This window comes from Bartonella massiliensis, assembly GCF_902150025.1.
In the GTDB taxonomy this organism is placed as follows: domain Bacteria; phylum Pseudomonadota; class Alphaproteobacteria; order Rhizobiales; family Rhizobiaceae; genus Bartonella; species Bartonella massiliensis.
Window position 1 is genome coordinate 1 of the sequence record NZ_CABFVS010000013.1, and the last position, 12,711, is coordinate 12,711.

The 12,711-nt window shown below is 34.9% G+C and carries 12 protein-coding genes and 1 pseudogene; 3 read left to right on the forward strand and 10 right to left on the reverse strand.

Going from position 1 to position 12,711, the window contains the following annotated elements; translation table 11 throughout:
* Nucleotides 1-898: type ISP restriction/modification enzyme (locus tag FNZ60_RS03335; protein ID WP_342774752.1), on the forward strand; the 898-nt coding region annotated here is incomplete at its 5' end.
* 196 nt (nucleotides 899-1,094) lie between these two features.
* Here the strand turns inward: FNZ60_RS03335 and FNZ60_RS10065 are convergent.
* From FNZ60_RS10065 to yajC, 4 genes and pseudogenes are all read right to left on the reverse strand, one after another.
* Nucleotides 1,095-1,259 (reverse strand): annotated as a pseudogene (locus FNZ60_RS10065) (Arm DNA-binding domain-containing protein); the annotation flags it as partial.
* Nucleotides 1,260-1,655: 396 nt separating this feature from the next.
* On the reverse strand, nucleotides 1,656-2,516 hold the full coding sequence (locus FNZ60_RS03350) for a phytoene/squalene synthase family protein (protein WP_142416292.1): 861 nt from the start codon (nucleotides 2,514-2,516) through the stop codon (nucleotides 1,656-1,658).
* Nucleotides 2,517-3,366: 850 nt separating this feature from the next.
* The gene (locus FNZ60_RS03355) at nucleotides 3,367-3,753 is read right to left on the reverse strand and encodes an Mth938-like domain-containing protein (protein ID WP_142416293.1); all 387 of its coding nucleotides are present in this window, start codon (nucleotides 3,751-3,753) and stop codon (nucleotides 3,367-3,369) included.
* Nucleotides 3,754-4,218: 465 nt separating this feature from the next.
* Nucleotides 4,219-4,680, reverse strand: a complete 462-nt coding sequence (yajC, locus tag FNZ60_RS03360; RefSeq protein WP_142416294.1) for a preprotein translocase subunit YajC — start codon at nucleotides 4,678-4,680, stop codon at nucleotides 4,219-4,221.
* Nucleotides 4,681-5,391: 711 nt separating this feature from the next.
* Between yajC and FNZ60_RS09670 the strand changes: the two genes are divergently transcribed.
* The gene (locus FNZ60_RS09670; protein WP_185913466.1) at nucleotides 5,392-5,559 is read left to right on the forward strand and encodes a hypothetical protein; all 168 of its coding nucleotides are present in this window, start codon (nucleotides 5,392-5,394) and stop codon (nucleotides 5,557-5,559) included.
* 73 nt (nucleotides 5,560-5,632) lie between these two features.
* Here the strand turns inward: FNZ60_RS09670 and FNZ60_RS03365 are convergent, their stop codons facing one another.
* The 6 genes from FNZ60_RS03365 to tatA form a co-directional block, all read right to left on the reverse strand.
* The gene (locus tag FNZ60_RS03365; RefSeq protein ID WP_142416295.1) at nucleotides 5,633-6,802 is read right to left on the reverse strand and encodes a M23 family metallopeptidase; all 1,170 of its coding nucleotides are present in this window, start codon (nucleotides 6,800-6,802) and stop codon (nucleotides 5,633-5,635) included.
* A 168-nt stretch (nucleotides 6,803-6,970) separates the two neighbouring features.
* Nucleotides 6,971-7,630, reverse strand: a complete 660-nt coding sequence (locus FNZ60_RS03370; protein ID WP_142416296.1) for a protein-L-isoaspartate(D-aspartate) O-methyltransferase — start codon at nucleotides 7,628-7,630, stop codon at nucleotides 6,971-6,973.
* Nucleotides 7,631-7,763: 133 nt separating this feature from the next.
* A complete protein-coding gene (gene serS / locus FNZ60_RS03375) occupies nucleotides 7,764-9,041 on the reverse strand; it encodes a serine--tRNA ligase (protein WP_142416297.1) in 1,278 nt (425 codons plus the stop codon).
* 78 nt (nucleotides 9,042-9,119) lie between these two features.
* Nucleotides 9,120-9,902, reverse strand: coding sequence for a twin-arginine translocase subunit TatC (gene tatC, locus FNZ60_RS03380; RefSeq protein ID WP_142416298.1), 783 nt, complete (start codon nucleotides 9,900-9,902; stop codon nucleotides 9,120-9,122).
* The gene (locus FNZ60_RS03385; RefSeq protein WP_142416299.1) at nucleotides 9,899-10,333 is read right to left on the reverse strand and encodes a twin-arginine translocase TatA/TatE family subunit; all 435 of its coding nucleotides are present in this window, start codon (nucleotides 10,331-10,333) and stop codon (nucleotides 9,899-9,901) included. The genes tatC and FNZ60_RS03385 overlap by 4 nt, the downstream gene beginning before the upstream one ends.
* 55 nt (nucleotides 10,334-10,388) lie before the next feature.
* Complete coding sequence (gene tatA / locus FNZ60_RS03390; protein ID WP_142416300.1) at nucleotides 10,389-10,700, reverse strand: twin-arginine translocase TatA/TatE family subunit; 312 nt, start codon at nucleotides 10,698-10,700, stop codon at nucleotides 10,389-10,391.
* A 1,105-nt stretch (nucleotides 10,701-11,805) separates the two neighbouring features.
* Here tatA and FNZ60_RS03395 point away from each other — a divergent pair.
* Nucleotides 11,806-12,669, forward strand: a complete 864-nt coding sequence (locus FNZ60_RS03395) for a 23S rRNA (adenine(2030)-N(6))-methyltransferase RlmJ (protein WP_142416301.1) — start codon at nucleotides 11,806-11,808, stop codon at nucleotides 12,667-12,669.
* Nucleotides 12,670-12,711: the final 42 nt, after the last annotated feature.

The following is a 12,711-nucleotide window of genomic DNA, read 5'->3' on the forward strand; positions in this document are numbered from 1 at the left end:
GGGAAAAGCCGTTAAAAATAGAGTAATACAAATTACAGGCATAGGAGCAAGAAGTGGTTTTTCTGTACTTATGACTAAGGATTTACCTGATTTTCACGCAATAGATACAGGTCAATGTTTTCCACGGTATCTTTACGAAGATGCTTCGGTTTCAAAAAGTAAAAGTGAAAAACAATCCCATTTATTTACGATTTCTACAGAGGAAAGCAAAAATGCTGGTTTACAGAGGCGTGATGCCATTACGGATGAAGGTCTAGACCATTTTAAAGCAGCTTATCCGAATGAAAAAATTACGAAAGATGATCTATTCTATTATGTTTACGGAATCTTACATTCGGAAGATTATCGTGCTCGCTATGCTGATAATTTATGCAAAGAATTGCCTCGTATCCCTTGTGTAAAGAGTACTGATGATTTTTGGAAATTTGTGATAGCAGGACGTGAATTGGGTCATTTGCACGTAAATTATGAAGATGTAGAGCCTTATCCAGTGACCTTTAAAAAAGGCAATCCAAAACAGACAGATATTTCTAATCCAGAAGAATTTTACCACGTTAAAGAAATGAAATTCGCAAAAGTTAAGAATAGTAAGGAAAAGGATAAAACAACAGTTATTTATAACAGCAATATCATCATAACAGATATCCCTCTTGAAGCTTATGAGTATATCGTAAATGGTAGACCCGCCCTTGAATGGGTTATGGGTCGTCAATGTGTAAAGACTGATAAAAAGAGTGGTATTGTGAATGATGCCAATCGCTATGCTGTTGAGACCGTTGGAAACCCTGCCTACCCTCTAGAATTGTTTCAAAGGGTTATTACTGTAAGTTTAGAGACAATGAAAATCGTGAAAAAACTACCAAAATTAGAACTTAAAGAAACTGAATACGCTTATTAAGGCATGCTCACATAATGGATATGCTAATCTTATTAAGGTCTCTTATGTATTGGTTTAAATGACAGTCTATTTTATCATCTGTTATGAAATAACAAAGATAGGAAATATTATCAAAATCCCTTTAATGAACTTTTGTAAATTCTATAAATGTATCATCTTGTAAGTAATGGAGATTGCGCATTACTTCACGCTTTTATTTATTGCGTTCTTTAATGGCGTCACGACTCTCACGTAAAATAGAACACTATTGGATTGCACATTCACGGGCTTGTTTTAAAGAAATACTTCTCAAGGTACCCAAGCCCATTTCGCGATAGCACCCGTGAATAGCGTAACGATAAATCCATTGAGCACCACCATCACACTATTTTCCAGCCCTAAAATGTTGCGATAGATCTTGGCACTTAAGACGGTTCATAAGAAACATTTTTAGTCCTTTGTTGCATAAATTTTATCCACACGCTAATCCCGCTTGTGATGCGCAAGCAAGTGATTTTGATTGATTCAACATGAACAAGTTTGACATGAGAGAAGCCTATGATATTTGGAACTCTCATTCAACGTACAAAACAATGAATTATTATTATAAATAAAAGCGTTGTAAGTGATATGAGCTTGGGGGCCTTGAGAGGTATTTCTTTAAAACAAGCCCGTGAATTGGCAACTGGGTGGCGTTCTATATTACAGCATTCCCTTTTATCTCAATATGAAAAAAATCAGTCTATATGTTACGTATTCCGACATGGGTATATTTCTGTTACACTATCTTTGGAGGGTTACTGCTTATTGCTGCTTTTGTTATTAACCAATAGCGATATATCAATGGCAAAGTTGTATTTTCTTGAAAAACTGCTGCCCCCAGCTGTAGAGCTTTTTGAAGAGAAGCTGGTATAATGGATAATGGAAGAAATGCTGGCTTAAGAGTTCTAGGTAAAGCACAAGAATGCACGTAAAATTTGCTATAATGATCGCGTGATAATGCTACCATAGCTTCAACAATACGGCCCTTTTGTTGATCACTGAGACGATGAGAATCTAAATCCTCCCTATTTACCCCTACAACCTTCAAAATATCAGTAGGTAAATAATAATGATAGCGTGATTGCATGAATGATAAAAGACGTAATATACCGCTTAATCCTTGAGCAATCCCCCCATGTTCATAGATATCTGTAAAATCTTGTGCGATATCAGGATCCAATATCTGACAAGAAAGCTGTAAAATGATACCTGCTGTCTCACCACAATAGTGCTCGAGATCGTGAAGCGTTTCTATTGGATTACGGTAAAGATCCAAAATTTGTGCATCACAATAACGTAAAAAAGCTGCCTTAGGTAAATTAAAAAGAGTTATTGCTGTCAATAAACCACTCAAAATCGGATTATTTCCACTCGTTTGTGTTTCACTATGCGCAATAGAATCATACCACCAACGTAATCGTATTTCTCCAATGAGTGGATCATGGACACTTTCACGAATACGAGAAATCTCAGCATTAAATGCGTAGAGAGCAGCTAATGCTTGGCGCTTTTTTTTAGGTGCAAATAAAACTGATATATAGCGATCACGATCTATGTTACGTAAAATATCAAGACAATAAGGAAGAGAACCTACCATTCTATGAACCGATTAACGTCCCCTTTTTTAGCCATTAAATTAATAATTCTCTTTTTATTCATATTAAAAAATAAAGCTCAGAAAATAAGACATTTTCAATGTGCCTCTTAATGTATGATGAATTAAGACTTCTTTTCTAATCACTTTTCTTTCCAGAAAGAAAGTTTTTAAAAATTAAATAGTTCATTTTTTGGATAAAATTTATCTTATCCGGCTTATGCTAAAAACACCTAAAAACTAATCTTAACATGTATAGTGAAACTTAGACAACAGAACAATGCAAAACACTTTTTGACTGAATAGATAACAAGGCACTTTTATAAAAAATGCACTGATCACAAAGACTTCATCAACTTATTAGCCTTCTTCCCATCCTAAAAATAAAAAAACCTCTCCCCCCCTGTTCATCAAAAATCCAATTGCGCTCTATAAAATTCTATTGTTATCAAGACATTGATTTATAATGATAATTTATTTTTGCATGTTGAGTTAAAAAACCGAATATTGTATAAAATTATTTCATTTCAAACCTATTGCATGTTGCAAGTAATCAAAACTATTCTCTTGCACGCCACAAGCGGAGCTGACACGTGATTTAAAAAAAACAAAAATACCCCTTATAAACCATCTCAAGTGCTAGAAGCTTATCACCTCTATGATTCACGAGACATTACAAGTTAGCCCCGCTCTGAATACTTACTAATGTATTTAAAATACACTTAATGCGTTAAGTTATATAATTTATGTTCCTTTATATTACCGCTTTAAACGGCGGTATTTTGCAGCACAACGTAATAATTGTACTCATCTTGTATGCTAGACGAGATCATTTATTTTATTAAAAAATACTTCACTCTACCGCAAATAATAACGCCGCAACAGCGCGATCTTCAGCCAGTAAAACATTAAATGTACGCACCGCTGCTCCTGTACTCATTGTATCTGATGAAATACGCTTTTCCCCTAAAAGACCCCGTAACTCTTCAGGTAATCGTAATAATTCAATTCCAGTCCCTATTAATAAAACTTCAATCTCAGATGCTTCTTCTAAAACACGAGATAGATCCCCTTGAGTGGGAATAGGCCCTGCCATATCAATGCCATAAATTCCTGATGGGACACAAATAATAGAACCTCTATGTGACATATCAGCAAAACGAAATCCACCATTTCCATAAGCATCAATAGGTGCACGACTTGGAAAATGTGCTTCACGAATTTGAATTGCATCGAACATGAATAAGCACCCTTTACTTTTGAATAATCCTCTTGTCTTTTACTTTTCAGCATAAAACTTAACGGTAAATATAAAGCCGTAATATGTTAATCATAGTTCATCAGAATATTGAAGTAGAAATTTTTGCTATAAAACTTTGATCGGAGCATACAACAAATATATGAAAAATTAGCTATAAACTGCCACTAAATGCTACGCTTAACCTACCTTTAAAAATTTTTCTCAGCTTAATTGACACAAAAATAAGAAGCTTCTCTTTGTGAGAAATAAGGATACTGTTTAAAAGACAGAAAAAATTACCTTAACATAAATAAAACCGTTGCTTTAATTTGGATAGCCTACAGAAAACAAAGACACCATTTTTTGTCGTGATGATAAGAAACATTCCTCCTCACGAAATTGTCTTTATATTGTTATATTTTTTATAAAAACGCTTGTAAAAATGGTGTAAATTGCACTTACACCTTAAAATGTTTTTTCCTTATTTTCCTTTGATATAGCTTTTTTCTCTTTAGAGATATTCACTTTTTCTTTCTCAGTCGTTTTAGACTTAGACTTTTGTGGTATTTTTGTTTTAGTATTAAGCTTTGATTTCTTTTCTGCAATCGGCTCACCTTTAACGCGCACATCAGCTAATGTCGAGCGCATAACACGAATATTCATATTATCACCAATTTCGACCTCTAATTCACCACTCTCGTCGTGAACTTTCGTAACCTTGCCGATAACACCACCACCCGTTATAACTGTATCACCGCGACGTACTGCATTAAGCATTTCCTGTCGCTTTTTCATTTGTGCACGCTGCGGACGGATGATAAAAAAATACATAATTGCAAAAATTAAAATAAGTGGGATAACGCTAACAAATGAAATTCCACTGGAAACATCGCCTGCACCTTGAGCATAAGCGTTCGTAATAAACATTTTTATCTCCTACTCGTTAAACTTCCGGTATTTCCCACTCTATTAAAACAAAATTCCGATTCAGAAAAACTTTCTTCAATAATTTATTATAAAAAATGATAAGGATATAATGTAATCTCAGCCTTATAAAAATGTAATAAATCCTTAAGAGACAGAATACAATAAGAAAAAAATGTAAAAAACAGGTTTATTTTTCTTGGGTTATATATCCTACACTATAAGCCTGCTCACTCACTTAATAACTCACTCACTTAATAAATGGTACAAAATTAATTTTTCTAATGAAAAAACTTTCATCTAGAGAGATAATTCATCATTTTTAATGTCGAACGATAAAGTTTAATACCGTTAAATACTCTCCTTTCAAACCTTTGGAATCAATCAAAATAACTTTTTTGCACATCACACTTATGAAATGAACATGAAGATAAAACTCTTTATGATAAGAAATCAAATACGCATGCTCTCTCTTAAATGCAAGAGCAATTAGGACATTGGGTGCTACCAATCGTATGATGTTATCATCTTATACCTTCATAATCACAAAGAGGATAATATTTAATGAACTTAACGAACTGTTTTTCTAAACTAATAATTGTCTCCTGCCACATTATATTAGATATGGGGAAAAATATTAGGCATGGGAAAACACCTTTCGATGATCGCATGTCATGCTAAAGAACATCAATACTTTATCAAATATGAACAGCTTTGAAAAAAGGGACAACACAACAGATTGATTATTCAACTCCTCAAACATTGCTAGGGGACTTGTATCATCTACAAGGAAAAATCAAGCAGAAAGATCATGTTATTGTAGAATTAGCTTTAAAAGCAAAAGCTCTAGAAGATTTAAAATATTCTGATGGATATTATTGATTAAAAAAATAAATTATCTTTCATGAAATATTTATAAACTATAAGATTATTCCAATTTAAAATCCTCAATCAATTAGTTTTCTAAATATTTAAGAGGATTAACCGGTAATGAATTCTTACGCATTTCAAAATAAACACGTGGCGTTTTAACATTTCCAGAAATACCAGACTTAGCAATCTCATCACCACGTCTTATCCTTTGTCCTTTGTTAACAACAAGCTTACTATTACATCCATAAATAGTGATAATATTATTTTCATGTCGAATCATAACAACATTACCCAATTCTTTTAATCCATCTCCCGCGTAAATAACGACACCATTTTCTGCCGCCTTTACCGATGAGCCTTCAGGTACAGCAATGTCTATTCCTCGATTCATTATTGTTCCCTTTTTTTGACCAAACTGGCTTAACAAACGCCCTCGTACGGGCCAACGCATCTTAGAAATTCCTGTGGCTTGCGGAGTCACAATATTATCTGTACTTGATAAACCAGACTCATGATTCAATTGCTTCATCTGTTTAGAAGAATTTTTTTCAGAATTTGGTCTGTTCATCTGTGTAGAAGGTGGCGTTGTTATAGGCGCTTTATATATAGGAGAAGTCTTCTTGTGCTTTATAGAAGACGTCACTTGAGATTGGAATGAAGATTCTGCTGTTGAAGCTGCCCAATCATTATTATTATAGGTCTTTGAAGTTGCTAATGTACGCCTGCTTGGAACCACAAGGACCTGACCGATATAAATAGCATTGCTGTTTATACCATTTGCTGATTTTAATGCCTCAACACTAACCCCTATTTGTCTTGCAATACTGAGCAGTGTATCTCCACTCTGGACAATATAAGAGTTTTGCCGAAAAATAGGAGAGTTATCCATTTGTGAACGAGAAAGCGTTCCAAGATTACGTGGAGGATCCCCCATAACGCGACCATCAGAAAGAACTCTCCTACCTTGCTGTGAAGAATTATAGGAAGAATTGTCATCAATCCACGAATCATCACTTGAGTCTACAGGGGGGAGTTCAGTGCTTTGTATCATACCCGCACCATACGATAGCATTCGTGGATCTGTAGACATAGAGTTCGCTATATTTGATTGAGATGATACCGTATGATGAGAGAAAATATTGGAAAAACGTTGTGTACCAGAACTACAACCAGCAACAATAATAATCACCGCTAAAAAAGTTATTCTCTGAAAATTATGCCGGAAAATGTTATCCAAAGCTTTTAAACACATCGTTTTGCTCACTCTCAATACTCAACTCACTCCATTAAAGCTTTTTTAAATTACCGAAGAGTTAAAATGAGATGTTTTATTCATAAATATCCTTATTTAAGATCAAAGTGAATTTAACAGAAAATAAAAAGAGTGAAATAATTTGCGCTATTTCTTAAATTTTAAAGACTAAAGTATTTCTGCAGCACCTTTAATAAAAGGTTGATAACGCACTTGAAACAGCTCTAAACACTCAAATCGACTACCAATTTTTGTATAGCGCGTCACCGTTTGTACCCCTTCATCTGGTCCTATCGCCTGAATAAGAATTCCATTTTCAGCTAAAAGTTCTAAAAATTCCTTGGGTTCATCAGAACGTGATGGCCAAATAAGAATGCGATCAAATGCTCCCAAACCTGTCACATTATGACTTCCATCAATCTGCCGTATAACAATATTTTCAATGCCCAAAGTTTGAAATTTTTGACGTGCTAAATCAACAAGTGTTTTATAACGATCAATCGTTGTTACACGGTCACTCAAACATGCCATAAGAGCAGTGCAAAAACCAGATCCTGTACCAATTTCCAAAACACGATGCTTTTTTTTCAATGATAGTGCCGAAAGAATTAACAGTTGTTCTTCCAAACGTTCCATATATTCACCACACTCAAGGGGAATAATTTTATTATCATAAGCACTATTAAACCACGGAGCAGAAACAAATTGTTGACGTGGAACTTTCTCTAACACCGAAAAAAAACGCACGTCATCAATGCCTTTGCTACGCATTTTTAGTACAAGAGCAGCCAGCTCCTCACGAAACTGTAAAATACCCTTTTGCCCCATAGTATCATTCACTCTCTAATGGAGGTGCACTTTTATCGTCCCTACAAACCGCTTCTTTAAAAATGGCAAAACCTTGCGTTTGCATACCATAACCTCTTTGCAATAAACGCATATTGTCTCTCCTTTCACAAACTTAAGCAGTAATGCAACGGATGCCTCCCATATAGGGTTGTAAAACATCTGGAACAATAATTGATCCATCAGCTTGTTGATAGTTTTCAAGTACAGCAATAAGACAACGGCCAACAGCTGTACCAGAACCATTAAGGCTATGAACAAAATGCAATTTTTTCTCACCTTCTTTACGATAGCGCGCATTCATACGACGACCTTGAAAGTCTCCACAAACGGAACAGCTAGAAATTTCACGATAACATGCTTGACCAGGAAGCCAAACCTCGATGTCGTAGGTTTTACGTGCTGCAAACCCCATATCCCCTGTAGAAAGAACCACTGTACGAAAAGGCAAACCAAGCCGTTTTAAGATATCTTCTGCACATTCCGTCATACGTTCCAATTCAGTGAGAGACTGTTCTTCACTGGTAATCGAGACCATTTCAACCTTCCAAAATTGGTGCTGACGCAACATACCGCGCGTATCACGACCGGCGGCTCCTGCCTCTGAGCGAAAACAGGGAGACAAAGAAGAAAATCGTAGTGGCAAATCTGATATTTCAAGAATTTCATTGTTAACCAAATTGGTTAAGGGCACTTCTGCTGTAGAAATAAGCCATCGCCCATCTGTTGTCTGAAAAAGATCTTCAGCAAACTTCGGCAATTGGGCTGCTCCATAAACAATCTCATCACGAACAAGAAGAGGCACTGAAATTTCTGTATAACCATGCTCATCGACATGCACATCAAGCATAAATTGTCCCAATGCACGCTCTAACCGTGCTAACGCCCCTGAAAGTACCGTAAAACGTGTTCCAGACAAACGGCTAGCCCGTTCAAAATCCATCTGCTTGAGATTTGGACCAAGATCAAAATGCTCTTTTGGTGTAAAATTAAAGGTTGGAGGTGTCCCAAAATGTCGAATGACGACATTATCACTTTCATCTTTGCCTTCTGGAACATCATCCAATGGAACATTGGGAAGTGCTGAAAGAATTTTTTCAAGACTTTTCGTCAGTTGTTTTTTTTCCGCTGTTGCTGAGGAAAGAAAGATTTTAATTTCTTCAATTTCTGCTCTAAGGCGTTCCACCATTTGCTGATCAGATAGAGCTAAAGCTTGTCCTATTTCTTTTGAAACCGCATTGCGACGTTCTTGAGCCAATTGTACCTTAGCAACATGTGACCGGCGTGCCAAGTCAAGTTGCATTAACCTTTCAGCTTGTGGTTCAAGACCTCTACTGACAAGCGCTTTATCTAATTCTTCAGGGTTTTCGCGAATCCACTTAATATCAAGCATCAAAATTCCTCATTTATATTATTTTTTATTCTATATTGTTTTTATTTATTTCTCATCGCGTAAGATTATACATTTTTTTTAAGCGGATTTTCTTCTCTTTTCTATACTGTAAGCAATTAAAATGGAGATCTCATAAAGCGCTATTGTTGGTAAAGCTACTGCAAACATCGTAAAAAAATCCGACGGCGTTATCATCGCCGCAATAATAAAAGAGAAAAGAATAAACCATTTTCGTTTAGATACCAAATCATGAGACGTTAAAAGTCCAACTTTTGTTAAAAGACTGATGACAAGGGGCAATTGAAAAATCAAACCAAAAATAAGGATAAACGACGTCATAAAGCTCAAATAATCGGAAATACGCACGATAAACTCTATTTTTAAATGAGCATCTGGAAGAAATTGCTGAGAAAGACTAAACCAGAGTATTATGGGTACTAATAAAGCATAAACAAACGCTCCCCCAATACAAAATAAAAGAGGCCCCCCAATGAGAAATGGTAAAAAAGCCATACGCTCATTTTTATAAAGACCTGGTGCAATAAAACTATAAAACTGGAAAGCCATATAGGGAAAAGATAAAATAATCCCTCCAAAAGCAGCAAGTTTCACCTTTGTTAAAAAAGTTTCCCATACTTGCGTTGATTGCAAACGTATACTCTCAGGATGTCCCCCTGCTATTTTCATTGCCCATTGATACGGCCATAGTAAAAAATTTAAGATATAATCTTTAGCAAAAAAACACATCATAAAAGCAATCATAAATGCAACTAGGGTAGAAATAATTCGCTGACGAAGTTCAATTAAATGTTCTAAAAGTGGCGCCATATTGCCATCAACTTCATCTTTTTTTACATTCATGACACTGCTTCTTTATCTTTAGAAGTAACAGAAACGCCTTCAGAATGATGAGAAACGATAGAAACTGCTATATCTTTCTTAATTGCCTTTTGATCATATTCCAAAATTTCTTTATTTTTTTCTAACTTATGGTTTGTTGCCCTAACATCCAAATTATCGTGGACATCCTCTAATGTATTTTGAATGGAATCAAAAGTCTCTTCCAACTTCTTGCTCGAATCGTTCATATCTGAACATGTATTTTGCACATCATGAAGCTCAATTTGTTTTATGACATCATCAAACTGATGACGAAGTTCATTTGCGGTTGAATACATATAAGCTCTTACCTTTGCTATTGTCTTGAGTATTTTAGGTAAATCTTTTGGTCCAACAACAATGATCAGAACAAGTAAGATTACGATAAGTTCTGGTCCATCAATCCCAAACATCGCTTAACTCGACTTCCTGATAAAAAATTAATATACAATGATAATGACGTCTTTGTTATTTGATACCCTGTTTTTTAGCAACAGATGTCTTGCCTCCTTTCGAGTGAGAAGAAATCTTTCTGCGTGTTGCTGTATGTTTTGTCGATAACGGCTGAGATTGTTGAGATTCTCTATCAATTATTTGGGAGGGAGCTGCCATTTCAACTTTATCCTCAATGATCCCCTCTTCTTCCTTCATATTCTTTTTGAAGGCTTTAATTCCCTTAGCAATATCGCCCATTAATTCAGAAATTTTACCGCGTCCAAAAAGCACAAAAATAAGCAATAAAATTATAATTAAATGTGTCGGTGAAAAAATATTGCCCATTACTCTCTCTAACTCTATGCTTTTAGATTTTATCTCACTTACCTCTGAAGAGAGTATCAAATATCGTATCTTACTTAATATATTTTTTTCTCAACCAAAAAGCAATCACACGCTTCTTAATGGAAATGACATAAACGAACTTTTATCCTCTCATCCCTTTTTAGGGGATTATAACACAAACCACTCAAAAATGATAAACGACTTTATGCAAAGTTCAAAAGGCTTAAAGTTTTTTTTGAAGAAATTTCATATGATCTCTTGAACTGATCATCTTTCTGCAAAGATTATATTCAATATCTTTTCTTTAAAAAATGGTATCGTATATCCAATTGAAAATAACTCTTTCAAAAAAACTCTACCAATAAGAATAATATCATATAGGCTTCTATAAAAATTTGACATGTATTTGAAAATTTTTTTAAAAGTATATTCCCTGAACCATTTTCTGCGACACATCATCTAACATTAAAGTTGCCTTAAGACCTATCTCTTGCAAATAATATTTTTAACAATTCTTTGTCTTGCAAGAATCCTGTTATCAATTGTTTTATAAACAATATAAATAATAACCATCGTCAACCCATCAATCAAATTTTAAAAAGATGCAACCTCATACGTTTCTAAATATTAAGTGTAATATCGCAATAGGAGCTCGCTTAAAATGCATATTAGACAACAGTTATGTGCCTGATCATATCTGTAAATATGTCTTAGTTAACGCATAAAATATATTAATTTATAAAGATCATTTACTTGCACATCACACGCAAGGTTAGCATAGAGAAATAATAGCTCTTATAGACGAGCTTGAGTGTCAAGGAGACTAGAAAATAAGTCGCAATATTGGAGAATATAACGATGTCAGCTTGCATCTTTATTCAGGAAAGAGTTTCCATTGAAATGTTTGCCCTCTTCTTGTCTAATTTTCATATAAAAGATTTAAAATCCTAATAAAGTAAGAGCTCCCGTGACATTAATATTTTATATGTAAGTGGAGAATTTTTTGATGGTAGAATCATTTCTACAAAAAACTTTTTATGGATATCAATTCTATTATTCTATGCTAATAATCTGATAGAGTTATACAAATGATAGAGTTTCTTCCATGAATTATCGGCATATTTATCATGCTGGCAATTTTGCTGATGTTTTTAAACACATTATTGTCACCCGCATTGTAGAGTACCTCAAACGCAAAGAAAAAGCTTTTCGCGTTATAGATACGCATGCTGGTATCGGCATTTATGACCTCTCTTCTTTAGAAGCTCAAAAAACAGAAGAGTGGCGCGATGGTGTGCAAAAATTTTTTTCAACGCCTATCCCGGAAGATTTAAGCGCGCTCCTTTGTCCATGGTGTGATATCATTGCTGCCCTCAATAAAGGGGAAAAAGAAATTGTATTTTATCCTGGATCTCCTTTTCTTATTCGTCAATTATTACGGAAACAAGATCGCCTCACCGCAATAGAATTGCACAATGAAGATTATCATATTTTAGCAAAAAATTTTGCCGGCGATTATCAGACAAAAGTGCTGCATTTGGACGGTTGGCTTTCCTTAAACGCTCATGTACCCCCAAAAGAAAAACGTGGATTTATTCTTGTTGACCCTCCGTTTGAAAAAACTGGAGAATTTTCCCGCCTTATTGAAGGATTAATGAAAGCCTATCGTCGTTTTTCTGGAGGGATCTACGCTTTATGGTATCCCGTTAAATATGAAAAAGAAATTGAACATTTTCTTCACGCGCTTTATCAAACAGGAATTCCTAAGATTCTACAGCTTGAAATGCGTATTCGAAAAAGTTCAAGTCTACCTACTATGAATGGAAGTGGGATGATTATTATCAACCCTCCCTATCTTTTGGAAGAAGAAATGAAACAGCTCAGCCCTTTTCTTATCAACCGTCTTGGACAAGATGAACATGCCCAAATAACGCATAAATGGCTTCAAAAAGAACAGCTATTCAGTTAGACATTGCTCTTATATTTTTCCTAAATTTAAATACCCTTTTGT